General features: G+C 65.1%; 26 protein-coding genes and 2 pseudogenes. 16 read left to right on the top strand and 12 right to left on the bottom strand.

Translation table 11 applies throughout. The features are described 5' to 3' along the window. The first annotated feature begins 69 nt into the window (after window positions 1–69). The 3 genes from fahA (at window position 70) to JCM7685_RS12045 (ending at window position 2,630) form a co-directional block, all read left to right on the top strand. Window positions 70–1,275 (top strand): fumarylacetoacetase, encoded by a 1,206-nt coding sequence (gene fahA / locus JCM7685_RS12055; RefSeq protein WP_074970250.1) that lies wholly within the window; start codon window positions 70–72, stop codon window positions 1,273–1,275. Beyond that, window positions 1,272–1,889, top strand: coding sequence for a maleylacetoacetate isomerase (maiA, locus tag JCM7685_RS12050; protein WP_170848973.1), 618 nt, complete (start codon window positions 1,272–1,274; stop codon window positions 1,887–1,889). The genes fahA and maiA overlap by 4 nt, the downstream gene beginning before the upstream one ends. A gap of 219 nt (window positions 1,890–2,108) precedes the next feature. Then, complete coding sequence (locus JCM7685_RS12045) at window positions 2,109–2,630, top strand: LysR substrate-binding domain-containing protein (protein ID WP_083412927.1); 522 nt, start codon at window positions 2,109–2,111, stop codon at window positions 2,628–2,630. Window positions 2,631–2,638: 8 nt separating this feature from the next. Here the strand turns inward: JCM7685_RS12045 and JCM7685_RS12040 are convergent, their stop codons facing one another. Then, on the bottom strand, window positions 2,639–3,472 hold the full coding sequence (locus JCM7685_RS12040) for an AraC family transcriptional regulator (protein WP_197701056.1): 834 nt from the start codon (window positions 3,470–3,472) through the stop codon (window positions 2,639–2,641). Window positions 3,473–3,702: 230 nt separating this feature from the next. On the opposite strand from JCM7685_RS12040, the gene leuA reads away from it, so the two are divergent. Further along, on the top strand, window positions 3,703–5,373 hold the full coding sequence (gene leuA / locus JCM7685_RS12035) for a 2-isopropylmalate synthase (protein ID WP_074970254.1): 1,671 nt from the start codon (window positions 3,703–3,705) through the stop codon (window positions 5,371–5,373). 171 nt (window positions 5,374–5,544) lie between these two features. Here the strand turns inward: leuA and JCM7685_RS12030 are convergent, their stop codons facing one another. After that, window positions 5,545–5,919 (bottom strand): hypothetical protein, encoded by a 375-nt coding sequence (locus tag JCM7685_RS12030; RefSeq protein WP_074970256.1) that lies wholly within the window; start codon window positions 5,917–5,919, stop codon window positions 5,545–5,547. Between JCM7685_RS12030 and JCM7685_RS12025 the strand changes: the two genes are divergently transcribed. Both JCM7685_RS12025 and JCM7685_RS12020 read left to right on the top strand, forming a co-directional pair. Next, on the top strand, window positions 5,918–7,015 hold the full coding sequence (locus tag JCM7685_RS12025) for a YihY/virulence factor BrkB family protein (RefSeq protein ID WP_074970258.1): 1,098 nt from the start codon (window positions 5,918–5,920) through the stop codon (window positions 7,013–7,015). The genes JCM7685_RS12030 and JCM7685_RS12025 overlap by 2 nt on opposite strands. A gap of 49 nt (window positions 7,016–7,064) precedes the next feature. Then, entirely contained in the window at window positions 7,065–8,207 is a 1,143-nt protein-coding gene (locus tag JCM7685_RS12020; protein WP_083412928.1) for an extracellular catalytic domain type 1 short-chain-length polyhydroxyalkanoate depolymerase, read from the top strand. Window positions 8,208–8,690: 483 nt separating this feature from the next. Here JCM7685_RS12020 and JCM7685_RS20070 read toward each other — a convergent pair whose 3' ends face one another. Both JCM7685_RS20070 and JCM7685_RS20065 read right to left on the bottom strand, forming a co-directional pair. After that, window positions 8,691–9,290, bottom strand: coding sequence for a LysR substrate-binding domain-containing protein (locus JCM7685_RS20070; protein WP_269458832.1), 600 nt, complete (start codon window positions 9,288–9,290; stop codon window positions 8,691–8,693). Between the two features lie 15 nt (window positions 9,291–9,305). Beyond that, window positions 9,306–9,689, bottom strand: a complete 384-nt coding sequence (locus tag JCM7685_RS20065; protein WP_074970264.1) for a LysR family transcriptional regulator — start codon at window positions 9,687–9,689, stop codon at window positions 9,306–9,308. 125 nt (window positions 9,690–9,814) lie between these two features. On the opposite strand from JCM7685_RS20065, the gene JCM7685_RS12010 reads away from it, so the two are divergent. Next, a complete protein-coding gene (locus tag JCM7685_RS12010; RefSeq protein WP_231964631.1) occupies window positions 9,815–10,525 on the top strand; it encodes a sulfite exporter TauE/SafE family protein in 711 nt (236 codons plus the stop codon). 129 nt (window positions 10,526–10,654) lie between these two features. Here the strand turns inward: JCM7685_RS12010 and JCM7685_RS12005 are convergent, their stop codons facing one another. Further along, on the bottom strand, window positions 10,655–10,933 hold the full coding sequence (locus JCM7685_RS12005) for an SH3 domain-containing protein (RefSeq protein ID WP_074970266.1): 279 nt from the start codon (window positions 10,931–10,933) through the stop codon (window positions 10,655–10,657). A 351-nt stretch (window positions 10,934–11,284) separates the two neighbouring features. Here JCM7685_RS12005 and JCM7685_RS20545 point away from each other — a divergent pair. Further along, window positions 11,285–11,542, top strand: a pseudogene (locus JCM7685_RS20545) (alpha/beta fold hydrolase); the annotation flags it as partial. A 23-nt stretch (window positions 11,543–11,565) separates the two neighbouring features. Here the strand turns inward: JCM7685_RS20545 and JCM7685_RS20320 are convergent. From JCM7685_RS20320 to JCM7685_RS11985, 3 genes and pseudogenes are all read right to left on the bottom strand, one after another. Further along, window positions 11,566–11,937 (bottom strand): hypothetical protein, encoded by a 372-nt coding sequence (locus JCM7685_RS20320; RefSeq protein ID WP_231964723.1) that lies wholly within the window; start codon window positions 11,935–11,937, stop codon window positions 11,566–11,568. 58 nt (window positions 11,938–11,995) lie between these two features. Beyond that, a complete protein-coding gene (locus tag JCM7685_RS11990; protein WP_074970268.1) occupies window positions 11,996–12,643 on the bottom strand; it encodes a glutathione S-transferase family protein in 648 nt (215 codons plus the stop codon). A gap of 16 nt (window positions 12,644–12,659) precedes the next feature. Continuing rightward, window positions 12,660–12,953: pseudogene (locus tag JCM7685_RS11985) on the bottom strand (SRPBCC domain-containing protein); the annotation flags it as partial. A gap of 322 nt (window positions 12,954–13,275) precedes the next feature. Here JCM7685_RS11985 and JCM7685_RS20060 point away from each other — a divergent pair. Then, window positions 13,276–13,668, top strand: coding sequence for a helix-turn-helix domain-containing protein (locus JCM7685_RS20060; RefSeq protein WP_197701055.1), 393 nt, complete (start codon window positions 13,276–13,278; stop codon window positions 13,666–13,668). A gap of 48 nt (window positions 13,669–13,716) precedes the next feature. On the opposite strand, the gene JCM7685_RS11975 is transcribed toward JCM7685_RS20060, so the two are convergent. Continuing rightward, the gene (locus JCM7685_RS11975) at window positions 13,717–14,076 is read right to left on the bottom strand and encodes an ArsR/SmtB family transcription factor (protein WP_074970306.1); all 360 of its coding nucleotides are present in this window, start codon (window positions 14,074–14,076) and stop codon (window positions 13,717–13,719) included. A 48-nt stretch (window positions 14,077–14,124) separates the two neighbouring features. Between JCM7685_RS11975 and JCM7685_RS11970 the strand changes: the two genes are divergently transcribed. Genes JCM7685_RS11970 through JCM7685_RS11960 form a run of 3 tightly spaced genes read left to right on the top strand, consistent with a single transcriptional unit; the run spans window position 14,125 to window position 15,898 of the window. After that, the gene (locus tag JCM7685_RS11970; protein ID WP_074970270.1) at window positions 14,125–14,571 is read left to right on the top strand and encodes an SRPBCC family protein; all 447 of its coding nucleotides are present in this window, start codon (window positions 14,125–14,127) and stop codon (window positions 14,569–14,571) included. Between the two features lie 43 nt (window positions 14,572–14,614). After that, complete coding sequence (locus JCM7685_RS11965) at window positions 14,615–15,427, top strand: helix-turn-helix domain-containing protein (protein ID WP_074970272.1); 813 nt, start codon at window positions 14,615–14,617, stop codon at window positions 15,425–15,427. A gap of 60 nt (window positions 15,428–15,487) precedes the next feature. Beyond that, entirely contained in the window at window positions 15,488–15,898 is a 411-nt protein-coding gene (locus JCM7685_RS11960; RefSeq protein ID WP_074970274.1) for a VOC family protein, read from the top strand. Window positions 15,899–16,176: 278 nt separating this feature from the next. On the opposite strand, the gene JCM7685_RS11950 is transcribed toward JCM7685_RS11960, so the two are convergent. The 3 genes from JCM7685_RS11950 to metC all read right to left on the bottom strand — a co-directional run bounded on the left by JCM7685_RS11950 (window position 16,177) and on the right by metC (window position 18,843). Continuing rightward, the gene (locus JCM7685_RS11950; RefSeq protein ID WP_083412931.1) at window positions 16,177–16,881 is read right to left on the bottom strand and encodes a GntR family transcriptional regulator; all 705 of its coding nucleotides are present in this window, start codon (window positions 16,879–16,881) and stop codon (window positions 16,177–16,179) included. Between the two features lie 98 nt (window positions 16,882–16,979). After that, window positions 16,980–17,696: a GntR family transcriptional regulator gene (locus JCM7685_RS11945; RefSeq protein ID WP_231964630.1), complete on the bottom strand. Its 717-nt coding sequence runs from the start codon at window positions 17,694–17,696 to the stop codon at window positions 16,980–16,982. Continuing rightward, a complete protein-coding gene (gene metC / locus JCM7685_RS11940; RefSeq protein WP_074970278.1) occupies window positions 17,677–18,843 on the bottom strand; it encodes a cystathionine beta-lyase in 1,167 nt (388 codons plus the stop codon). The genes JCM7685_RS11945 and metC overlap by 20 nt, the downstream gene beginning before the upstream one ends. Window positions 18,844–18,974: 131 nt before the next feature. Between metC and JCM7685_RS11935 the strand changes: the two genes are divergently transcribed. The 4 genes from JCM7685_RS11935 (at window position 18,975) to JCM7685_RS11920 (ending at window position 23,197) form a co-directional block, all read left to right on the top strand. Next, the gene (locus JCM7685_RS11935) at window positions 18,975–20,015 is read left to right on the top strand and encodes an amino acid ABC transporter substrate-binding protein (RefSeq protein ID WP_074970280.1); all 1,041 of its coding nucleotides are present in this window, start codon (window positions 18,975–18,977) and stop codon (window positions 20,013–20,015) included. Window positions 20,016–20,105: 90 nt separating this feature from the next. Beyond that, window positions 20,106–21,302, top strand: a complete 1,197-nt coding sequence (locus JCM7685_RS11930) for an amino acid ABC transporter permease (protein ID WP_074970282.1) — start codon at window positions 20,106–20,108, stop codon at window positions 21,300–21,302. Window positions 21,303–21,305: 3 nt separating this feature from the next. Beyond that, window positions 21,306–22,409: an amino acid ABC transporter permease gene (locus JCM7685_RS11925; protein ID WP_083412932.1), complete on the top strand. Its 1,104-nt coding sequence runs from the start codon at window positions 21,306–21,308 to the stop codon at window positions 22,407–22,409. Window positions 22,410–22,429: 20 nt separating this feature from the next. Beyond that, window positions 22,430–23,197 (top strand): amino acid ABC transporter ATP-binding protein, encoded by a 768-nt coding sequence (locus tag JCM7685_RS11920; RefSeq protein ID WP_074970286.1) that lies wholly within the window; start codon window positions 22,430–22,432, stop codon window positions 23,195–23,197. The last annotated feature ends 54 nt before the right edge of the window (window positions 23,198–23,251 follow it).

Raw genomic sequence — 23,251 nt, 5'->3', positions numbered from 1 at the left:
CCGGGCCGGGGGCTGTCAGCCCCCGGATCCCCTGTGGGTATTTGAAAAACGGAAAAAAGGATGCTGAGCATGTCTTTGCTGCGGTCAAGGATCGAGAGCGCCAATCAACCCGATTGCCCCTTTCCCCTGAACAACCTGCCCTATGGTGTGTTTTCCCTTCCTGGCGATGCCCCGCGTTGCGGCGTGGCCATTGGCGACATGATCCTGGATCTGGCGGCATGCGAGAGGCAGGGGCTGCTGGACGCTGGGGGCACCTTTGCGCAGTCGCAGTTGAACGGCTTCATGGCGCGGGGCCGGGGCGAATGGGACCGGATGCGCGCGCGCCTGATCGAGCTTCTGGCAGAGCGCGCGACGGGTGATCTGCCGTTGGTCGCGATGGCGGAGGCGGCTCTGCACCTGCCGATCCGAGTCACGGAATATACCGATTTCTATGCCTCGAAGAACCATGCCTTCAATGTCGGCGTGCTGTTTCGCGGCCCGGAAAATGCGCTGCCGCCGCAATGGACGCATATGCCCATCGGCTATAACGGGCGGGCCTCATCGGTCGTGGTCTCGGGCACGCCGATCCGGCGGCCGATGGGGCAGGTCCGGGGCGAGAACGGTCCCGAATGGGCCGCCTGCCGCCGTCTGGATCTGGAACTGGAACTGGGCGCCGTCGTCGGCGCGGACAGCACCATGGGCGAGCGTCTGAGCGTCGAGGACGCCGAGGCGATGATCTTCGGCTATGTGCTGCTGAACGACTGGTCGGCGCGCGATGTGCAGGCTTGGGAATACCAGCCGCTTGGCCCGTTCCAGTCGAAGGCGCTTGGCACCACCATCGGCCCCTGGGTCGTGACCCAGGCCGCGCTGGAGCCGTTTCGGTGCGAAGGGGCGCCGCGCGTGAACCCGCTGCTGCCTTACCTGGCCGAGGAGCGCCCCGGCTTTTATGATCTGGAAATCGGCTGGGCCATGAATGGTCAGGTCATGGGCCGTACTAATTACAACGTGATGTATTTCTCCAGCGCGCAGCAACTGGCCCATCATACCGAGTCGGGCTGCCCGATGCGGGTGGGCGATTTGCTGGGGTCGGGGACCATCTCGGGGCCCAGCCCGGACCAGACCGGGGCGCTGCTGGAGATGACCCGGAACGGCAAGGTCGCGGTCATGGTGAACGGCCAGCCTCGCACCTTCATCGAGGATGGGGATGAGGTCGCATTGTTCGCCAACGCGCAGGGCGACGGCTACCGCATCGGCTTCGGCCCTTGCACCGGCACCATTCTGCCGGCCAAGCCATGAGGATTGTCCTGCATGATTACTGGCGTTCCTCCGCATCCTATCGGGTGCGGATCGCGCTGGGGCTGAAGGGGATTGCCTATGACGAGATCGCGGTCGATCTGGTCGCGGGCGCGCAACGCGATCACGAGCATCTGGCGCTGAACCCGCAGGGGCTGGTGCCGGTGCTGGAGATCGACGGGCTGGTGCTGACGCAGTCGCTGGCGATCATGGACTATCTGGAGGACACCCGGCCCCAGCCCGCGCTGCTGCCCGAGGCGCCTGCGGATCGCGCGCGGGTGCGGGCAATCGCGCTGGCGGTGGCCTGCGACATCCATCCCGTGTCGAACCTGAAGGTGCTGGCACGGGTCGAGGAACTTGCCGGGGCCGAGGCGCGCGCCGAATGGAACCGTCGCAACATCGCCGAAGGTCTGGCGGCCGTTGAAGCGTTGCTGGATCATCCGGGCTTCACGGGCCGCTTCTGCCATGGCGATACGCCGGGTTATGCCGATTGCGCGCTGATCCCGCAGATCTACAATGCGCGACGGTGGAGGGTGCCGCTGGACGGCCTTGCCCGGATCGGCAGCGTCGCGCAGGCATGCGAGGGCCATGCGGCCTTCATGGTTGCTTCTCCTTAAGGGTGAGCGGTGAAATCGGGGAGATGACGATATGGCTCCGACCCGGGCTTGCCCTCGGTCTCAATCCGCGGTCGCTATGCTGGCAAAGCGCCGGGCCAATGCGGCCGGCGCGCCCTGGTTGCCGCCTATTTGGTGACCTTGGCGCCTTCGGTCGGATCGGCCATCCCACCCCATATGCCGTAGAACATCAGGTCTATTATTTTCGACAGCGAGGTCGCAATGCCGGAACTTTCCGTCGTCAAGGCCGACCTCGCGAGCTTCCAGGTGCTCGGCGACGCCTATGCCCGCGATGCAAAGGGGTTGATCATGGAAGGCGTGCGCAAGCGCGGCATCGACGATCCCACCGCGGTGGAGGCGCTCGGGCACCCGCTCGCAACGCAACCGGCCATTACCTGGGCCGACCTGGCGGGCGAGACATTCCTTGTGCGGCAGGGCGGCACCCGCCGGCATGTCCATGACCATATCGTGCTGCGCCTCGCCGGGCGCTGGCCCGCGCCGTCGATCATGCGCCTCGATGTGGGGCGCGGCACGATGGTCGGGCAGGGCTTCGGCATTACCATCGTCGGCGCGGCCACGTCGATGCTGCCGACAACCGGCATCGTCTTCCTGCCGTTCATCGACGAACCGGAGCCGATCCCGTTCTCGGCCGTCTGGTCGCCGTGCAACCGCAACGCCACGCTGCGCAATATGCTCGCGCTTGCGGCCAAGATGGGTCGCCTGCGGTGCGAGCGATTGCTTTGAACCCCACGTTACTCGAAGTATGTGCTTGGTGCGCAGCCGAGAGAACGACGGAACATCGCAGAAAATGCGCTTGGGCTATCGTAGCCGCATTCGAACGCGACATCCAGGATACCGCGTCCCTCCGCTAACAGAGATAGCGCATTCAGCATTCGTGCTTGCTGATACCATCTGCCGAAACTCATTCCGGTTTCGCGCTGGAACAGCCGCATGAACGTGGCCCGGCTCATATGAAGCGCAGACGCAGCGGTGTCGATGGAAATCCTGTTCGGCAAATCATTGCGGGCGCTCTCACAAAGCTGTGCAAGCTCATGATGCTGAGGCATGGGCAAATTGAGCGCCCGCACCGGCGAGAAGGATAGCTCCAGCAGAAGCAAACGGACCACGGCATCGGCCATTTTTCGGTTTTCTTCCCGGTGCGCCGCCAACTCTGCAAGCTTCAGTATGAGTTCCCGCAGAAGAGGGGTAACATCAACGACCATACACTCGTCAGGCAAGTTAGGAATGTTCCCGGTGTCGATCATCAGGCAGCGAAACTGTACGCTGGACCGGCTGGAGGTTTCATGCTCGGTATTGGCCGGAAGCCAGACCGCCCGACTCGGCGGAACGACCCAGGTTCCGTTGTCGGTGGTGACGGAGATGACACCCTTGATGGCGTAGAGCAATTGTGCCCGAGGATGGGTGTGCCTTGGGCTCGAATATCGCTGCCCGTCGTGAGAGACGACAGCGACACTATCCGTCACTTCTTGTGCGGCTTGCAAGGATTGATCCTTTCGCGACGAAAAATGATCTTCGCGCGCAAGATTATCACGCTTCAGGCTGGCATGGTAGGACTGTTCAAACAACAGGATCTATCAGCCAGGTGTTCGCCTCATCCCGCCCTTTTGACCAGTCCGTAACGCCGCGCTTCGCGGCGGCAGACCCGGTCGTGTTGGCGGCTGCCCTCGGCTCCACGATTTTGTGCCCGGTTCTTTGGGTTGCACTACGACTTATCGGCGGTCGTCGGGACTGAAGGCCTCCCGGCGGCCGTATTTTGTCGTGCCAACACCAAACCATCCGCACAATCGGAACTGTCATGCTGAAGAACCCTGAAACCAAATACCGTCCTTTTCAATCTCCCGTCGAACTGCCTGAGCGGAAATGGCCATCGAATAAACTCACGCAAGCGCCTCGTTGGCTGTCAACCGATCTGCGTGACGGCAATCAGGCGCTGGCCGACCCGATGGATGTCGAGCGCAAAATGCGCTTCTACGACATGCTGCTGGGCGTCGGCTTCAAGGAGATCGAAGTTGCCTTTCCCTCTGCATCACAGACGGAGTTCGACTTTGTGCGGGCACTGATCGAAGGGAACCGTGTTCCCGACGATGTTACGATTCAGGTGTTGACGCAATCCCGCGTGGACCTGATCGCTCGCACGTTTGAGTCTCTTGATGGTGCAAAGCAGGCGATTGTCCATCTCTACAACGCGACGGCGCCGCTGTTCCGTCGCGTCGTCTTTGGAATGGAGCGTCACCAGATCATTGATCTGGCCGTCACCGGCGTCACCGCGATGCTTGAGGAAAGCCTGAAGCGGCCGGAGACGGACTGGACCTTCGAGTATTCGCCGGAAACGTTCTGCTTCACCGAGCCTGACTTTGCACTGGAGATTTGTGAACGCGTGCTTGACGTGTGGCAGCCTACGCCCGAACGGCCGGTGATCCTCAACCTGCCGGCAACCGTCGAGGTGGCGACTCCCAATGTATACGCCGACCAGATCGAATGGTTTTGCCGTAACATCTCGCGTCGCGATGCTGTCGTCATCAGCGTGCATCCGCACAATGATCGCGGAACGGCGGTAGCGGCGGCCGAGCAGGCGTTGCTCGCAGGAGCGGAGCGTATCGAAGGCTGCCTGTTCGGCAATGGCGAGAGAACCGGAAATGTCGATCTGGTGACATTGGCGTTGAACTTCTACACGCAGGGAATCGATCCGAAGCTTTATTTTCCGGCAGTCCGCGATGTCGTGAAAACGGTGGAACATTGCAATGGATTGCCGGTCCATCCCCGTCATCCCTATGCTGGGGCGCTGGTGCATACAGCGTTTTCCGGCTCGCATCAGGACGCGATCAAGAAAGGCTTCGCCGCTCATCGACAGCGCAATGATGGCGTCTGGGAAATGCCCTACCTGCCAGTCGACCCGGCAGATATCGGTGAAACCTATGAGGCGGTGATCCGTGTCAACAGCCAGTCCGGCAAGGGTGGCGTTGCCTGGGTCATCGAACAGGACAAGGGCCTGAAACTGCCGCGACAGCTACAGGTCGATCTCAGCCGCCGGGTGCAGGAGTTTGCTGACGGGAGCAGCAAGGAAATCACCGCCGAGATGATCTGGTCGATCTTTCAAGATGCCTATCACCTGACCGGCCCTCAGCAATTTGAACTCATAAGCTACCGGGATCGTAATCACAGCAAAGCTGGTAATTCCCGCGTCTTTGTCGGGCGCATTCGCCACGAGGGCCGTGAAGTCTCCATTACCGGTCGCGGTAACGGGTTGATCTCCAGTGCTGTCGCCGCTCTCGAAGAGAGTTTCGGGCTTTCGCTGGAAGTTGTCGACTATCAGGAACACGCTTTGAAGCGCGGCACAGACTCCCAGGCCGTTGCCTATCTTGAATGCCGTAACCGTGACGGCCGCAAAATCTTCGGCGTCGGGATCGACGACGACGTTGCCACAGCTTCGATCAAGGCGGTGCTGAGCGCGGCGTGCAACAACTGACAAAAACTCTTGCGGCTTGGCTCTTTGAGCCTGGCCGTCTCTCCTTTCAACGTCGGGGATCGGCTGAAAGTTCAGGGACGCAGGAGGATCTTCCCCGGACTGTGCCCTGTTTTGATGCGCGTAGCGCCACGGCTGCCTCGGAGAGCGGAGGGATTTCGGCGATCCGAACCCTCAGTAGACCTCGCGCGGCGAGCATGGCAACCTGCTGAAGCTCATCCTCGGGATGGCGAACCCATGGAATGCCCGCAGCGTGCGCGTGTTCGTCACCACGCGCCGGCCGGCAGGCAGCAGGGCGCGCGTCGCGGCAACCGAAGCGGCTCCGCCGACAGCATCCGCGCTTGCGGTGATGGTGTCGAGTTCGCGGACAGCTTTCACCAAATCGGTATTGTAGTCGACCGGCTCCTCCGGCACGCCGCGACGGCGGACAGAGTTGTCCCCAATGGCGCGCGGAGAGCCAGCATGTGACCGCGAGGATCTCTGCCCGGACCCAAGCCGCCCCCTGCCGCGTTCCGCCTGCGTCACCGCGAACCGGACGAGGATCCCCATGCCGACAGCCTCCCCCCTTGCCGACGATCTGGGCCACGGCGCCGAGACGCCCACCCGCATCCCCTTCTCGGGCTGGAAACAGATCCTCCGCCGGGTCCGGGCCCAGATCGGCGAGGATCATGTCGGCGTCGTCGCCGCCGGCATCGCCTTCTACGGCCTGATCGCCGTGTTCCCCGCCATCGCGGCGCTGGTGGCGATTTCGGGGCTGGTCCTGAATCCCGCCGACCTGGGCAGCACCATGGAGCGGATCTTCACGATGCTGCCGCCCGACGCCGCCGGGATCATCCGCGACCAGCTTCTGAAGGTGACCGATAGCGGAACCGGAACCGGGCTGGTTGCGGCTTCAGGCCTGGCGATCGCCCTTTACGGCGCGACCAGGGGGGTGATGACGCTGATCGAGGGGCTGAACATCGCCTATGACGAAGAGGAGACTCGCGGCTATCTGCGGCTTTACCTGACCGGCTTCGCGCTGACGCTGGGGCTGGTGGTCGGGCTGATCCTCGCCATCGGGCTGATCGTGGTGCTGCCCCTGGCCGCCGGGCTTCTGCGCCTGGGCGATGGGGTGCAGGCGGCGATCTCGTGGATCACCTGGCCGATTCTGGCGGGCTTCGCGGTGCTGGGGCTGTCGGTGGTCTATCGCTTCGGCCCGTCGCGCAGGGCGGCGAAATGGCGTTGGCTCAGCCTGGGCGCGGCGCTGGCGGTCTGCGTCTGGATCGCCGCCTCGCTGGCATTTTCGCTCTATGTCAGCAATTTCGCCAGCTATACCGAGACGTATGGCACCCTGGCCGGCGTGGTCGTGCTGCTGACCTGGCTGTGGCTGTCGGCCTATGTTGTCCTGGCCGGGGCCGAACTTAATGCCGAGATCGAGCAGCAGACCGCCCGCGACACCACGACCGGCGCGCCGAAGCCCATGGGCCGGCGCGGCGCGGTCAAGGCGGACACGCCGCCGCCGGGCATGGACCGGCCGGGCACCGAGGGCCGCGTCGCCCCCGCTGTGCGCGAGGAGGTTTCCCCGGGCCGCGAGCTGCTGCTGGCTTCGGCGCTGGCCCTGCGCGCCGCAAGCCGGATGACGGGGCGGGGCGCGAGGAAGAAATGAGCTGCAAGCGGCGTGCCGGCCGGAGAACAGGCATGATTCGGGGGATCCGATGACCCGCAGCAAAAAACGCGGAACCCGGGCCGGCAAGCGTCGACCTTGGAAGGCGGCTTCGCCGATGAAGGGCGGGCTGAAGCTGGCGGTCGATCTGGCCGCCTCGCTCGCTGCGGCGGCGCTGAAGGCGGTTGTGCCGCGTGTCGCGGCCCCGAAGCCCAAGCCGCCGCGCAAGGCGCGTGCCAGGGCCGCCGCGCCGGAAAAACCCCCGGTCCCGACCCGGTCGATGCCGGCCGCGAGCGACCGCGCCGGCCTGCATCGATGCGAACATGGCGCGCGCCACTACAGGATCTTCAAGCCGGGCATGACGACGGCCGCGCCACCGCTGCTGGTCATGCTGCACGGCTGCGGCCAGACCCCGGCCGACTTCGCCAAGGGAACCGGCATGAATGCCTTGGCCAAGACCTTCGGCCTGATCGTGGTCTATCCCGCACAGCCGCGCGAGGCACATCCGACCCGCTGCTGGAACTGGTTCCGGCCCGAGGACAACCGCCGGGGCGCGGGCGAGGCAGCCCTCCTCGCCAGCCTGACGCGCGACCTAGTCAGGAAGCACGGCGCCGATCCGGCCCGGGTCTATGTCGCCGGCCTGTCCGCAGGCGCCTCGATGGCGCTGGCGCTGGCCCGCGCCTATCCCGAGCTGTTCGCGGCCGTGGGCGTGCATTCCGGCCTGCCGGCGGGCGCGGCCCGCGACCAGGCCTCGGCGCTTGTGGCGATGCAGCGCGGCGATCCCGGCTTGCGCCTGATGCTGCCGATGCCGACGATCGTCTTTCACGGCAGCCATGACCGCGTGGTCAATCCCCGCAACGGACGGTTGGTGGTCTTGCGTGCCCGCGAGCCTTACCCCGCGCTGCGCGGCACCGAGACCGCCGGCCAGGTGCCGAATGGCCGCGCCTATCGGCGGACCGTCTATCGCCTCGGCGCGGGCCGTCCGCTGGTCGAGCATTGGAGCGTCGCGGAATCGGGCCATGCCTGGTCCGGCGGCTCGTCCCGGGGTCGCTTCACCGACCCGAAAGGCCCGGACGCCTCGCGCGAGATGATCCGCTTTTTTCTGCGTCACATCCTGTCTGCGCGGAAAAGGGCCAGCCTGACCCGCGCCGTTCCCGATGCGCAGGACGAGCGGTCGGCCGGTCCGGCCAGCTGAACGGATCGCCCCCGGCTTTCACCGACCCTTGTCCCTGGCCTGTGCCGATGGCGAACATCTTCGACGGCGGAGAACATAGGCTCCGAGAAGTTCCACACGCTGAAGAAGGAGCTCTCGGCCTATCCAAAGAGTCAAGTTGCCGCGCACGTCAAGCGGGCGTAAATACCACGTATGGCCGGAAGAGGTGTGTGTTGTGTTTCCGATTTTCCCTCCGGCCCAAGTCACTTCGGAGCCTTCCTCTCCGACCAATGACGAATCTCCCCAATGATCTGTTGCCGGCGCGTAAGCGCGCCTCTTCGCTGAGAAGCTCTGGGGCATCCGCTCTGCCCAAAATTCGGGTGAGGTAGGCTCCGAGCCTGTGGGCGCGGAGAAGCCTCCCCAGATCCGTCCACAGATTCTGGCGATAAGTCCGGTCCCGCCAAAGACAGCAGCGCCGCCTGGAGAAGCCGCAGAGTGCACGGTCGCGCTCCTGTCTTCTGCCGATTACAGGTGCAGGCCGTCGGTCATTTCCCCCTGTTCCACGACAGTCGCAGCCAGGGCTCTGACGCGAGCGCCGCTTTGGCGGTGGGGCGGGAGCCCCCGCGCCCAGTCACGCTGCGGGCGGGCCTCGGTCAGATGGCGAAACAGGCTCTGCGCCGGAACGGAAAGCTCGGTGCCGGCCCGGATGCAGACCGCGAGGCGCTGCCGTGCCCAACCGTCGGCGAGCCGGATGATCGCGATGCCCGAGGTCCGCTTCATGCGCCGGGCGGCAGTTTCCGGCACGATGCCGATCCCGGCGCCCGCTCCGGCCACGTGGCAGATCGCCTCGAAGCTCCGCAGCCTGACGCGATAGCGCAACGCCATCCCCATCGCCGCGGCTTGCGCAGCGATGTGATCCTGAAGCGCGCTGCCGGACAGGCCGATGAAATAGCGCCCGGCGAGGTCGGCCAGGCGGATCTGCCGCATCTGGGCCATGTCGTCCTGACGCGCCGCGACGACGACCAGCCGGTCCTCGGCAAAGGGGCGCAGCACCAACCCGTCCAGTGCCGCCGCCGCCGAGAGAATGCCGAGGTCGGCAAAGCCCGCCGCCACGCTGCGCGCGATCTCGATGCTCTGGCGCTACTTCAGGTCGAGGTCCACGCGCGGATTGGCACCCATCCACCCCGCAAGCCGCTGCGGCATCAGTTCGGCCATGGCGGCGGTGTTGGCCAGAACCCGCAGGGTCGAGCGCAGCCCCGTGGCATATTCGCCCAGTTCCCCGCGCATCATCGCCATCTGGCGGCTGATCAGCCGCGCATGATGGGCCAGCGCCTCGCCGGCCTCGGTCAGCGCCACGCCGCGCCGCCCGCGGTCCAGCAGCCTGACGCCGCCGGACAGTTCCATGTCCCCCAGCCGCTCGCTGGCGGCGGGCAGCGAAAGCCCGGCATCGGCGGCGCCATGGGTGATGCTGCCGGCGTCGGCCACGGCAAGGAACAGGCGAAGGTCGGTCGGATCGAAGCGCATATGCCAACATAACGCGGAATCAGCCTTCGGACCAGCCGAAGCCTGGATGCGGCAGATCCGCATTGCCGGCTGCCGCCCCGCCGCTATGCAGGGACCATGAACGTTTCACCATTCCTCTGGTCGCCGTGACCTTCCTTGCCGCCGGCATTGTCAAGGGCGTCACCGGCATGGGCCTGCCCACGCTCGCCATGGGCGTCCTGGGCGCACTGCTGTCGCCCTTGGTTGCCGCGAGCCTGCTGATCGTGCCGTCCATGGTCACCAATCTGTGGCAGCTTCTGGCCGGTCCGCGCATCGGCGCCCTGGCGCGGCGGCTTTGGCCGATGACGGCTGCAAGCATGGCGAGGACATTGACCGCCGCCCCGCTGCTGGCCGGCGGGAATGGCGGGGCGACGACAGCGGTCCTCGGCGCCACGCTGGTGGCCTATGCGCTTTATACCCTTCTCGCTTCGCCGTTCCGGGTCGCAGCTGTCCAAGAGCGGTGGTTCTCGCCGCTGGTCGGGCTGACCACCGGGGTGATTGCGGGGGCGACCGGCGTGTTCGTCATTCCTGCGGTTCCCTACATGCAGGCGCTCGGGCTGGAGAAGGACGACCTAGTCCAGGCGCTCGGCCTAGCCTTCACGACCTCGACCATCGCCCTGGCGCTCGGCCTGGCCTCGCACCAGGCTTGGCAATTCGACCAGCTTGCGCTTTCCGTGCTGGCCGTTGTTCCGGCGCTGATCGGCATGTGGGCGGGGCAGATCCTGCGCCGCGCCCTCAGCCCCGCCACCTTCCGGCGCTGGTTCCTGATCATGCTCGCCCTGCTGGGAGCGGAGATGCTGCTGCGTGGGGTGGTGTAAGGCAGAGGAAGGGGCAAGTTGACGAGACGCGGATCAGGATGGGATGCCGCGACAGGCACGAATGGCCGGTTTCGAGTGCCGCGTCGCAATACACCATTTGTCCCAGCCGGCCGCAATGGACCGGACCTTTCACCGATGCGCGAGATATTCTGCCGAGACGTAACCCGAGATCCCCGGCCTGTCGGTGAGCGTGACTCTGCACCAGACCTTGCCGCTATTCGTGACGCAGCTCTGACGGGTGAGGCGCGTTCCGTCGGGCAGGCCGATGATGATCTTGTGGTTGAGCCCGGGGCCTTCGCGCAGCTTCAGGAGGTCGTCCGGCCCGGCGCCCTTGACCACGGCGCCGGAACCGACCGCGCAGCCACTGGCGATCATGAGAGCGAGAAGAGCAGCAAAATGAGTTCGCATGATCTGACCTGAATCGTTTTGCCATCATTACGACACCATCGCGCCGAATGACAGCGGGCCGGTGCCGGATGCGACCGATCTCGCCCATGTATGGCGGTGCTGCGCGCCGATCGGGCCTCATACTGGGCTTTGGCGGGGTTGCTCCTGACCAGCTTCGGGAGGCGGCCGGGACTTTCGTGTGGATACTGCGGATCGCGGTTGCCGGGCGTTATTGCTGAAGGCCGGGTGGCCGCCGCCTTCCCCGCCTCGCCGCGCCGTCGCTTTTCAGGTCCAGCCCGCAAGGCAGCCGTGGCGCTTCAATTCGCGGATAAGGCGGGATATGCCCGGACCGGGCAGAACCAATAGCAGGGCATGCAGATGAACGGGCCTGATGCGGCACCCCCGCGAGACTGTCGATGGGACGTGGACGGGTTGCAGCTTGGCGGGCTGGCATGGGGGCATGAGGGCGGCATTCCCGTGCTGGCCTTGCACGGCTGGATGGACCACGCCGCCAGCTTCCAGGAGCTGGCGCCCCGGCTTGCCGGATGCCATGTCGTCGCGCTGGACCTCAGCGGTCAGGGCCGGAGCGGCCATCGTTCGCCCCATGCCACTTATAATATCTGGGACGACCTGCCCCAGATCGCCGGAGTCGGTCAGGCTCTGCGCCAGGTGCGGGCCGGCGATGTCGATCTCGCCGTCATGCCGTGCCTTGAGGCCGTGTATCGTCGCCTCGATGTCGTCGGAAACAAGCGTGGCGTTGGGTCGACCGATGCCAGCGAGCGCGAGACCACCCATTTCGGCTGCCGCCGCCAGGCTTCGGCAAAATCGCGCTCCGCCGGGGACCATTCGGGACGGTCCTCGTCCCAGTAGCGCATGATCTCGTAGATGCGGCGCCCGTAGAGGCTGCCGGCCAAGCCGCGCACCTGCCGGGTCCAGTGCTGGAACAGCACCGGGTCGGGCGCGAAAGCGTCGTGATCGACATAGCCGTCCAGCGACAGGTTCATTCCGAAGACGAATGTCGCCATGCTGCGAGGTCTCCCTTCCCGTTGCTTCAGTCTGCCATGATCTTCTGCAAAAACCCGCTTAACCCTGCGACGCCGTGAATACCGCCAGTTGCGCGGCGAAAGCGTGCTGATAGGCGGGACGCCCCTTGCCGCGAGCGACGTAGCGGGCCAGGTTCGGATGTTCCTCCACCATGCCGCTGCCCTCCAGCCTGCGCAGCACCGTCACCATCAGCAGGTCGCCGGCGCTGAAAGTGCCGTCGAGCCAGTCGGCAGCGCCGAGCCGGCGGGAAAGCTGCTCCGGCCGGACACAGATGCGCTTCTCCAGCAGGGAAAGGCGCGCCTGGTGCCAGGGCCTGTCGGGCTCATGGTAGCGGGCCTGTTCCCACTCGACGATGGGCGGCTCGACGGTGTTGAGCGCGGCGAAGATCCACATGACCGCCCGCGCCTGCGCATTCGCGTCCTCGGGCAGCAGGCCCGGATGGCTTTGCGCGACATGCAGCACGATGGCGCCCGACTCGAACAGGGCAAGATCGCCCTTCTCATAGGTCGGGATCTGCCCGAAAGGGTGCAGCGCCAGATGCGGGGGCTGCTTCATCTCGTCGAAACTCACCAGGCGGACATCGTAGGGCTGGCCAACCTCTTCCAGCGCCCAACGGACGCGCATGTCGCGCGCCTGTCCCTGGCCGCGGTCGGGGGATTGCGCGAAGGCGGTGATAGTGGGGGTCATTGGACGGCTCCTGCGCCTATTGTTTGATCTCGGGCTGGACCAGTTTCGCCAGCTTGTGCAGCGAATCCTGCCAGCCGAGATAGCAGGCCTCGGCTGGGATCATGTCCGGCACGCCCTGCTGTTCGATGGCGATCTCGGTGCCGACCGAGACCTGCTTCAGGTCCACCGTGACCGTCATCTCGCCCGGCATGTTGGGGTCGTCGAAGCGGTCGGTATAGACCAGGCGCTTGCCCGGGACCAATTCCAGATAGGTGCCGCCGAAGGCATGGCTGTGGCCTGTGGTGAAGTTGCGAAAGGACATGCGGTGATGGCCGCCGACCTTTCGAGGATCTCGCGGGCCGTTTCACCATTCATGTCCATTTTCAGCCTCGTCGAACCGGCAGGGAAACATCTGTCGGTTCAGATTAGCCGGCGGAGCCGCTGGCAGACATGACAAAAAGCGTGCAATCTCCGCCAATGCACCAGGTCGTCTTCATCCTCTATCCGGGGTTCGAGCTCTTGGACATGGCCGGACCCGCATCGGTCTTCAACGGCGCCAACCGCGCCCTGGGACAGGCCGGGAAGATGCCGTTCTGGCCACGGTCGCCTGCGACCTGGACGCCGGCATCGCGGCCGAGGTGGCGGAGCGGCTGGTGCTTTATGCGCGCCGGCCGGGCCATCAGTCGCAGTTCAGCCCGGTGCTGTCGGCGCAGGCCAGGGGCGACAGCCCCTTCGCGGACCTGATCGGCTGGATCCAGGCCAACCTGCACGCCCCCCTGGATGTCCCGGCCCTGGCCGCCCGCGCCGGACTGACCGAGCGCAGCTTCCACCGCAAGTTCACCGCCGCCACCGGCCAGAGCCCGGCCCATTTCGTCGAGGCCCTGCGGCTGGATGCGGCGCGGATGCTGCTGTCGCGCGGTTTGTCCCTGAAGCAGGTTTCCGCGCAGGTGGGGCTGTTCCCGACCGCAAGGTTCTCGCGCCTGTTCCAGAGGCGCTTCGGCATTACGCCCGGAACCTATGGCGAGATGCATCGTGTCGAGGCATAGCGCGCGTCATCCCGTCGCGGCTGGAAAGGGATCAGGTGCCTCGGGCAGCTATTCCGGCAGGGTTTCGTCAAGCCTTGCGGGCTGGCCGCCTTCCGCCGCTTGCTTCAACGCGCCCAGCATGTTCACCGCATAGGTGGCATAGGGACCGATCCAGCGCTCATGCAGCGCGTGGATGGGCAGGGCGTCCAGATGGTTCCATCTTTCGCGGCCCCGCCGCTCGACCACGACCAGCCCGGCATCTTCCAGCACCCGCAGGTGCTGCATGACGGTGCAGCGGTTCAGTTGCGGCAGCACCTCGCACAGCGCGCCGGTGGTCTTCGGGCCCTCCTTCAGCAGGTCCAGCAATTGCCGGCGTGCCCGGTGCCCCAGCGCCTTGAACAGTGCGTCGTCCTGATCGTCGATTGACATGTTATAAATATATAACATAATGGGGTGCAGCACAAGGAGGATCGCGACATGGAACTGAAATTCACCGTCGGCGGCCGGATCGCGAAGCCGGTCGAGGAGGTGTTCGAAACCGTGGTGAACCCCGACCGGCTGTCGAAGTTCTTCACCACCGGCGGCGCCCGCGGGCGGCTGGAGGCGGGCAGCGAGGTGACCTGGGATTTCCACGATTTCCCCGGCGCCTTTCCGGTGCTGGTGCAGGAGGTCGTGCCGAACGAACGCATCACCCTGCAATGGGAGGCCGACAGCGAGCCGCGCATCTGGACTACCGTGACCATGACCTTCCAGCCGCTCGAGGACGGGCGCACGCTGGTGCGGATCAGCGAATACGGCTGGCCCGAGACCGAGGCGGGGCTAAAGGGCTGCCTGGGCAATTGCGAGGGCTGGACCGGGATGATCTGCGCCATGAAGATGTGGCTGGAACACGGCATCAACCTGCGAGAGGGCTTCTACAAATAAGTGGCACGCTGACGACAGCCCGGTTTTCCGCTATGATCGGGTGATGGAGCAGGCGCCGCCCAAGCACCGCCCGATCGAGGCAGAAGCCGACGGGCTGATCCTGTTCCGCCGGGCGGTCGCGCCTGATCTTGCGCCATGGGTCGTGCAGATCACCGGCTATCGCGAAAACGGCGCGGGGCTGTCGGGCTCGGTCGAGATGGCGCCGCTGGTCGTGCCGCTCAGCTTCGGCGAGGAATTTCAGATCGGACTTGGCCGTACCCCGCACCCTGACGAGATCTGGGGCAGCTTCACCTCGGGCCTCTACCCCGGTCCCGTGGTGATCAATTCCAGCGGCCGGTCGCGCTGCATCCAGGTGGATTTCACCCCACCTGGCGCGTTGCGCTTCTTCGGCTTTCCGGCGGCGGAGATCGCTGCGCGCATAGTCGCGCTGGACGAGATCGCGGATAAGGGGATCGACGCATTGCGCGACCGGCTTGCCGGAATCCGCGACTGGGAAAGCCGCCTGTCGCTGGCGGAGGCCTTCATCCGCCGCCGCCTTGCCGACGCGCCGGAAATCTCCTTCGCCTGGAACGCCCTGCTGCGCAGCGGCGGCGGCATCCGCATCGCGGCACTGTCCGAGCGGATCGGCTGGAGCCGCAAGCACCTGCGGACCCGCTTCACCGATGAATTCGGCATCTCGCCCAAGACCGCTGCCCGGATGGCCCGCTTCAACCATGCGCTGGCACTTGCGGCAGATGGCACGCTGCCGCTGGCCCAGATCGCTGCCGAGGCCGGCTATGCCGACCAGGCTCATTTCAGCCGCGAGTTCCGGGAATTCGGCGGAACCACCCCGGCGGGCTGGCGCGCCGCCCGGTAACATTTCTTCAAGACGGCGGCGATGGCAGCACGGCACCCTAAGCCGTCAAAGGAGGAACGCATGATGGAAGCTCCTCGCATCTACCCGACCTTCCGCTTCCGCGACGCGGCGGCGATGATCGACTGGCTGGAAACGGCCTTCGGCTTCACCACCCATGCGAAATACATGGATGGCGATAGGGTAGCCCATGCCGAACTGGCCTTTGGCTCGTCGATGATCATGTGCGGCGACGACAGGGACGACGCCTATGGCGAGATGGTGGGCCGGCCCACGGGGCAGGGCGGAAAGTCGCTCTATGTCGCCGTGGACGATGTCGACGCGATGTTCGCCCGGGCCGAAGCCGCCGGCGCGGAGATCGAGCAAGGGCTGAACGACCGCGACTATGGCAGCCGCGAATTCGTCTGCCGCGACCCCGAGGGCAACCTGTGGTGCTTCGGCACCTGGTGGCCGATGGTGACCGACAAGGGTTGAACCCCGTGGTGGGGCGGATATCGAACCGGGTCGCGCGTTTCGCCGCCGCCCTGCCACCGGCGCGGGGCCAGCGGGTGCTGGAGATTGGTTGCGGTCCGGGCGTGGCGACCCGCAAGAATGGGCGACGATGGCGGGAAGCTGCTCTGCGGCATCGGAAGAGGATTGCCCCGATGATCTCGCTTGCAGCAGTCCGTGCTGGCGCCGCGGGTGCGGCGAACACCCGTCATTTGATGGCATAAGCAGATGCTGCTGGGGTGGGGAAGTCGTTGTGTGCCGTTTTACCGATTATCCTCGACACCGGTTTGCAAGCTGAACAACATGCGGTGCTGCTGCGAAGAACGGATGTGCTGTCGCGCCGCTTCCTCGGCATCCTCGCGGTTGCGGGCAAGCAGGGCTTTCACGATGGCGCGGTGTTCTTCGGCGGCGGCGCGGGCCCGGTTGCCGCTATCGAGCAAGCTGGGCAGCAGCGACATGGTCAGCGTCAGTTGCGACAGGCTGCGCAACAGGTAGCGGTTATGGGCCGCCAGCATCATCAGGCGGTGAAAGTTGCGGTTGATGTCCAAAAGCGCATCGATGTCGTCCAGCGAGGCCATTTCCTTATTGCTCAGCTCCTCCAGCATCGACAGTTCGATGTCGCTGGCGCTTTGCGCTGCCAGCCGGGCCGAGGCGCCTTCCAGGATCTCGCGCATGAAATACAGCTCGACCACCTGCTGATGGCTGAGGACGGTTACCACCAGCCCGCGGCGCGGTTCATTCGTCAGCAAGCCGTCGGCCTCAAGCCTGGAAATCGCGTCGCGGACAGGGGTGCGCGAGACGCCGAACCGCTCGGCAAGATCGACTTCGGTCACGCGATCGCCCACGCGCAGGGCGCCGGCGGCGATTTCCTTGCGCACCATCTCATAGATATCGGACACCAGATCCCCCGAGGCATAGGCCGCGCGCTGTCGGGGACGGGAAGCGGTCTCGGCTTTCTCACGGGGCATGCGGGCTTGATCTCTAAATTGAAATAATGGGCGGTTCTTCTCTATAGGAGCAGATCTGCTGGTCTTACAACAATTTGTACAACGCGGCGCAATTCGCCTCAGCGTGCCTCTGCCAGCATTCTCAGGCGGATGGCGAAGCCCCCGGCGATATGTTTGCGGGCCGCGCGTTCGGCGCGCTCGCCGTCACGTTCGGCGATGGCGGCGACGATCTCTTCATGCTCGGCCTGCGCCGCCTCAATGCGGCCCGGCGTGGCATAGGTCGAGCTGGGCAGCAGGCCGATGTGGACGCTGAGATTGTTCAGCGCCTCGACCATATAGGCGTTATGCGAGGCCTGAACGATCTGGCGGTGCAGCAGCTTGTTGCGTTGCACCAGGCGTTCGCGGTCGGTGGTGCGCCGGTCCTCGGCCACCATCTCGCGCAACAGCGCGATTTCGGCGAGGGACGCATGGGAGGCCGCAAGACGTGTCGCCATACCTTCCAGCCCTTCGCGCACCGCGAAGAGCTGGCGAAGCTGGTCATAGCTCATATGCGCGATGATCAGCCCGCGCTGCGGCCCGGGCTCAGCAAGGCCCATCGCGCGCAACCGGTGCAGCGCTTCGCGCACCGGGGTGCGGCTGATGCCGAGACGTTCGGCCAGTTCGGTTTCCAGCAGCCTGCGTCCGGGGCGGAGTTCACCCTTTTCGATGAGGTTCAGCAGATGTTCGAACGGGCTGCGCCGTCCTTCGACCAGTTTCTGGTCCTGAGATTCGCCTGTCATCGTGGGCGGCTCCGGCTCGGGAACGGGCGGTGACGGATCATGCGTGCAGCCGATCAAGGCCCGCGCGAAGCTCGTCGATCAGATCGGCCGGATCTTCCAGCCCGACATGGATGCGAACGGTCTGCCCGCCGGGGTTCCATTCCGTTGCGCTGCGATAGACCGAGGGATTGCTGGGCACGATCAGGCTTTCATATCCGCCCCAGCTGGATCCCATGCCGAACAACGAGAAGCCGTCGAACATTCGCGCCAGCGCGTCATTGTCGACGGTTCGCATGACAAAGCCGAACAGACCCGACGCGCCGGTGAAATACTTGCGCCACAGTGCGTGGCCGGGGTCCTGCGGCAGGCCCGGGTGCATGACGCGCAGCACCTCGGGCTGTTGCAGCAGCCAGTTCGCGACCTGAAGCCCGCTGGCATGGTGGTGGTTCATGCGCACGCCCAGAGTGCGCAGCCCGCGCAGCGCCAGATAGGCGTCGTCCGAACCGATGCAGACCCCGAAGCGCAGATAGGTTTCGCGCAGACGGTCATAGACCGCGGCGCTGCAGGCGATGGTGCCCAGCATCAGGTCCGAATGACCCGAGATATACTTGGTCCCGGCCTGCAGCGAGATATCGACGCCATGCGCGATCGGCTGGAAGAAATAGCCGCCGCTCCAGGTGTTGTCGATGGCGGTGGTGATGCCGTGCCGGCGCGCGACTTGCGCGATGGCGGCGACGTCCTGCACTTCGAAGGTCTGCGAGCCGGGCGATTCCATCCAGATGAGCCGGGTCTCGGGGCGAATCAGCGCCTCGATCCCGGCGCCGATGGCCGGGTCGTAATAGGTCGTCTCGATGCCGAACTTGCGCAGGGTGAACTCGCAGAACTTGCGCGTCGGGCCATAGGAGTTGTCGGTGACGAGGAAATGCGCGCCCGGCTCGGCATGGCTCATCAGCACGGTGCTGAGGGCGCTGACGCCCGAGGGCGCGACCAATGCGCGCTCGGCGCCTTCCAGCGCGCAGATCGCGTCCTCCAGCGCATGCGTCGTGGGGGTGCCGCGACGGCCATAGCGCAGCTTGGCGCCTTCCTTGGCCTGCAGCGCCGTCAGATTCGGAAACAGAATCGTCGAGGCCCGATACACCGGCGTGTTCACCATGCCGAAGTGCTGTTCCGGCGCCCGGCCGCTGTGGGTCACTCGTGTGTCGAGACCGAGATTCTTGTTCTTCATGGGATGACTTCCTTGGAGCTTTGTTCTCTGTTGCATACTAAGAAATGCAGATGTATACAATGGGTCATGGGCGTTGATCGAAGGATGGGTGGAAAGCCCGCCAAGCCCTTCAGCAGAGAGAGGAGATTGGGTTGAGTAAGATAAAAGCTGTCGGCCTATCCGTGGTGACGGGCCTTGCGATTGCGGTCTCGGGTGCTTCGGCGGCCGTCGCGGGTTCCGGCGATACGCTGGCCTCGGTCAAGGCGCGGGGCGAGCTGCTGTGCGGCGTGCATCCGGCACGCCACGGCTTCGCCGCCCCCGACAGCCAGGGCAAATGGAGCGGTTTCGAGGTCGATTTCTGCCGCGCGCTGTCCTCCGCGATCTTCGGAGATGCGGACAAGGTGCGCTTCGTCGCGCTGTCCTCGCAACAACGCTTCCCGGCGATTCAGTCGGGCGAGGTGGATGTCCTGGCCCGCAACGTCAGCGCCACGCTCGGCCGCGACACCGCGCTGGGGCTGAACTTCGCCCCTCCGATTTTCTACACCGGCACGGGCTTTCTGGTCCGCGAAGCCGATGGCATCGCCAAGATCGAGGATCTGGACGGCGCCACCATCTGCATGGCGCCCGGATCGACCACCGAGCGCAACGTGGCGCAGATCTTTGCCGCGCGCGGCATGACCTATACGCCGGTGGTGATCGAGAACAACAAGCAGTTGGTCGATGCTTATGTGACCGGTCGCTGCGACGCGCTGACCAAGGACAAGGCGGCCCTGCCGGGCGTTCGCGCCTTCGACACGCAGGACCCTTCGGCGCATGCCCTTCTGCCCGGCATCTATTCCAAGGAGCCGCTGGCGATGGCTGTCCGTCAGGGCGATGACCAGTGGTACGACCTGGTGAAATGGGTGACCTATGCGACCTTCAATGCCGAGGAGCTGGGCGTCAGCCAGGCCAATGTCGATGAGATGAAAGCGTCCGAGGATCCCGACATTCAGACCCTGCTGGGCGTGATCGGCGACAATGGCACCAAGCTGGGCGTGGACAATGCCTGGGCCTACAACATCGTCAAGCAGGTCGGGAACTACAAGGACATCTACATGCGCCACTTTGGCCCCGATACGCCGGTGGCGCTGGACCGGGACCAGAACAAACTGTGGACCGAGGGTGGCCTGCTTTACGGCTTACCGATGCAGTAAGGCCCGCCAGGAACCAATGTCGAACCGCCCGCGTCCAGTAAGTTCGGGCGCGGGCGACGCAAGCCTCACGACGACCTTCGGGGACAACACATGACTGATGCCACTCCGACCAGAGGCGGGAAGCGTCCCGCCAGGGGTGTGAAGGACATCCTGAACAGCGAAGCCTTCCGCACCGTGATCTATCAGGTCGCGCTGGCCGCTGCCGTCGCCCTTCTTGGCCTTTATCTCTACCAGAACGTGGTCGCGAACCTGCAACGCCAGAGCATTGCGACCGGCTTCGGCTTCCTCGGCCAGGTATCGCAGTTCGAGATCGGCGAGAAGCTGATCGCCTACAGCCCACGCGACACCTATGGCCGGGCGCTGCTGGTCGGGCTGCTGAACACGCTGACCGTCTCGGCCGCGGGCATCGTCGTCGCCACCGTCATCGGCTTTTCGGTGGGCATCGCACGGGTGTCCAGCAACTGGCTGCTGCAACGCATCGCGCTGACCTATGTCGAGATCGTGCGCAACATCCCGGTGATCCTGCAGGTGATCTTCTGGTCCGCGGTGATCCGCAACCTGCCGGCGCCGCGCCAGGCGGTCGATCTGTTCGGGCTGGGCTTCATCAGCAACCGCGGTCTGGCCTTCGCCGTTCCGGCCGCCGATCCCGCGCATGTCTGGATGGGGGCCGCCATGGCGCTGGGCATCGCGCTGACCGTGATCGGCGCCCGCATGGCTAGGCGACACCGCGAGAACACCGGTAGATATGTCGACATGCTGTGGCCCGGCATCGGCCTGATCCTGGGCCTGCCGCTGCTGGTCTGGCTGGCCCTGGGTGCGCCCCATGTCATCAGCTTCCCCGAACGCAAGGGCTTTAGCTTCACCGGCGGCGCCTCGATCAGCCCCGAGTTCGTCGGGCTGATGCTGGGCATCTCGCTCTATTCCTCGGGCTTCATCGCGGAAATCGTCCGCGCCGGCATCCAGGCCACGCCCAAGGGCCAGGTCGAGGCCGCACGCTCGATCTCGCTGCGGCCGCGCTTCATCCTGCGCCATGTCGTGTTGCCGCAGGCGCTGCGGGTGATCGTGCCGCCGCTGACCAGCCAATATGTCAGCCTGATCAAGAACAGCTCTATCGCGGTCGTCGTCGGCTATCCCGACCTGGTGAACATCGGCAACACCGTGATGAACCAGACCGGGCAGGCGGTCGAGGCCATTGCCGTGATGATGCTGGTCTACCTGATCATCAGCCTTGTCACCTCGACCCTGATGAACGTCTACAACCGCCTCGTGGCGATCAAGGAGCGGTAGGTCATGGCTGCGCTTTCCCCGTCCCCCACCACGTCCAAGACCTATGATCCTTCGGCGCGCATGGCGACCGGCGACTGGCTGAAACGGAACCTGTTCGGGTCGGTCGGCCAAAGCCTGCTGACCATCGCGACCGCCGCCATCCTGCTGCGCGTGCTGTGGTTCGTCCTGAGCTGGGGCGTGTTCGACGCGGTCTGGTATACGGCCGATCCCGATGTCTGCCGCGCCGCCAGCGGTGCCTGCTGGGCCGTGATCGTCGAGAAGCACCGGCCGATGCTGTTCGGGCTTTATCCCTACGACCAGCATTGGCGGCTGGTGATCATGATGGCGGTCTACCTGGCGACCGTGGTGATCTCGCTTTGGCCGCGCTTCTGGAACCTGCGCTTCCTGGTGCCGCTGTGGATCTTCGCGGCGCTGGCCATCGGCATCCTGATGTTCGGCGGCGTCTTCGGGCTGCGCTACGTGCCGACCTCGGAATGGGGCGGGCTGCCGCTGACCATGCTGCTGTTCACCGGGACCGTGCTGATCGGCATGCCCATCGCGGTGCTCTTGGCGCTGGGGCGCCGGGCACCGCTGCCGGTGGCGCGGGGCGTTTCTGTCGTCTTCATCGAGGCGCTGCGCGGCGTGCCGCTGATCACTATCCTGTTCGTGGCCGTGAACGTGTTCCCGCTGTTCCTGCCTGCGGGCGTCGAGGTGAACAAGCTCTTGCGCATCACCATCGGCATCGCGATCTTCTTCGCCTGCTACCAGGCCGAGGTGATCCGGGGCGGCCTGCAAGCGATCCCGCGCGGGCAATACGAGGCCGCCGCCTCGCTCAGCCTCAGCTATTGGCAGACCACGCGCCGCATCATCCTGCCGCAGGCGCTGCGCATCTGCCTGCCCGCCATCACCAACCACATCATCGCCGCGATGAAGAATACGTCCTTCGTCATCATCATCGGCCTTTTCGATATCCTGACCGCAACCACCGCCGTGATGCAGGACCCGCTGTGGCGCCAGTTCTATGTCGAGGCCTATCTGTTCGTCGCGGGCGTCTATCTGTTCTTCGGTTACGCGCTGTCACGCTATGCGCGCCAGGTCGAGAAATGGATCGCCGAGGGGCGGATCTGAACGGCACAGGGAGAAAGCAAATGACACGACAAACCACGACGAATGTCGGTGCCGACAGCATCATCTCGATGCGAGACGTGTCGAAATGGTACGGCAATTTCAAGGTGCTGCAAGGCGTCAGCCTGGAGGTCGGCAAGGGCGAGCGGGTCGTCGTCTGCGGCCCCTCCGGCTCGGGGAAATCGACGCTGATCCGCTGCATCAACCGGCTCGAGGTGCACCAGGAAGGCGAGATCGTCGTCAAGGGGCTGGAACTGACGGACAATGTCAAGAACATCGACGCGATCCGGCGCAACATCGGCATGGTGTTCCAGAACTTCAACCTGTTCCCGCATCTGACCGTGCTGGAAAACCTGACGTTGGGCCCGATGCTGACGCGCCAGATGAAGAAAACCGACGCCGAGGAGCTGGCCATGCATTTCCTGCGCAAGGTCCGCATCCCGGATCAGGCGCGGAAATACCCGCTGCAACTGTCGGGCGGCCAGCAGCAGCGCGTCGCCATCGCGCGGTCGCTGTGCATGGAGCCCGAGATCATGCTGTTCGACGAGCCGACCAGCGCCCTTGATCCCGAAATGATCAAGGAGGTCCTGGACACCATGATCGAGCTTGCCGAAAGCGGCATGACCATGATCGTCGTCACTCACGAGATGGGCTTTGCCCGCACCGTGGCCGACAGCGTGGTCTTCATGGCGGACGGCGCCATCGTCGAAAGCGGGCCGCCGCAGGAATTCTTCGCCAACCCGCGCGAGCCGCGCACCAGCGCCTTCCTCGACCAGATCCTGAAGCACTGACCCGCCGCGCCGGCCCGCCACGAGCCGCGGACCGGACCCGATACACAGGAGCAT

It is taken from the genome of Paracoccus aminovorans (genome assembly GCF_900005615.1).
GTDB classification, from domain to species: domain Bacteria; phylum Pseudomonadota; class Alphaproteobacteria; order Rhodobacterales; family Rhodobacteraceae; genus Paracoccus; species Paracoccus aminovorans.
This window is presented reverse-complemented; position numbering and strand designations above follow the sequence as displayed.

Bases quoted from the DNA above. Each gene is read 5' to 3' on its own strand.
- JCM7685_RS12030 (WP_074970256.1), bottom strand. From the start codon at position 5,919: ATGGGGATCCTCGTCCGGTTCGCGGTGACGCAGGCGGAACGCGGCAGG.
- fahA (WP_074970250.1), top strand. From the start codon at position 70: ATGTCTTTGCTGCGGTCAAGGATCGAGAGCGCCAATCAACCCGATTGC.
- JCM7685_RS11970 (WP_074970270.1), top strand. From the start codon at position 14,125: ATGGAACTGAAATTCACCGTCGGCGGCCGGATCGCGAAGCCGGTCGAG.
- JCM7685_RS12005 (WP_074970266.1), bottom strand. From the start codon at position 10,933: ATGCGAACTCATTTTGCTGCTCTTCTCGCTCTCATGATCGCCAGTGGC.
- JCM7685_RS11960 (WP_074970274.1), top strand. From the start codon at position 15,488: ATGATGGAAGCTCCTCGCATCTACCCGACCTTCCGCTTCCGCGACGCG.
- JCM7685_RS20065 (WP_074970264.1), bottom strand. From the start codon at position 9,689: ATGCGCTTCGATCCGACCGACCTTCGCCTGTTCCTTGCCGTGGCCGAC.
- JCM7685_RS11990 (WP_074970268.1), bottom strand. From the start codon at position 12,643: ATGACCCCCACTATCACCGCCTTCGCGCAATCCCCCGACCGCGGCCAG.
- JCM7685_RS12025 (WP_074970258.1), top strand. From the start codon at position 5,918: ATGCCGACAGCCTCCCCCCTTGCCGACGATCTGGGCCACGGCGCCGAG.
- metC (WP_074970278.1), bottom strand. From the start codon at position 18,843: ATGAAGAACAAGAATCTCGGTCTCGACACACGAGTGACCCACAGCGGC.
- JCM7685_RS12045 (WP_083412927.1), top strand. From the start codon at position 2,109: ATGCCGGAACTTTCCGTCGTCAAGGCCGACCTCGCGAGCTTCCAGGTG.
- leuA (WP_074970254.1), top strand. From the start codon at position 3,703: ATGCTGAAGAACCCTGAAACCAAATACCGTCCTTTTCAATCTCCCGTC.
- JCM7685_RS11965 (WP_074970272.1), top strand. From the start codon at position 14,615: ATGGAGCAGGCGCCGCCCAAGCACCGCCCGATCGAGGCAGAAGCCGAC.
- JCM7685_RS20320 (WP_231964723.1), bottom strand. From the start codon at position 11,937: ATGGCGACATTCGTCTTCGGAATGAACCTGTCGCTGGACGGCTATGTC.
- JCM7685_RS11930 (WP_074970282.1), top strand. From the start codon at position 20,106: ATGACTGATGCCACTCCGACCAGAGGCGGGAAGCGTCCCGCCAGGGGT.
- JCM7685_RS12020 (WP_083412928.1), top strand. From the start codon at position 7,065: ATGACCCGCAGCAAAAAACGCGGAACCCGGGCCGGCAAGCGTCGACCT.
- JCM7685_RS11925 (WP_083412932.1), top strand. From the start codon at position 21,306: ATGGCTGCGCTTTCCCCGTCCCCCACCACGTCCAAGACCTATGATCCT.
- JCM7685_RS11975 (WP_074970306.1), bottom strand. From the start codon at position 14,076: ATGTCAATCGACGATCAGGACGACGCACTGTTCAAGGCGCTGGGGCAC.
- JCM7685_RS11950 (WP_083412931.1), bottom strand. From the start codon at position 16,881: ATGCCCCGTGAGAAAGCCGAGACCGCTTCCCGTCCCCGACAGCGCGCG.
- maiA (WP_170848973.1), top strand. From the start codon at position 1,272: ATGAGGATTGTCCTGCATGATTACTGGCGTTCCTCCGCATCCTATCGG.
- JCM7685_RS11920 (WP_074970286.1), top strand. From the start codon at position 22,430: ATGACACGACAAACCACGACGAATGTCGGTGCCGACAGCATCATCTCG.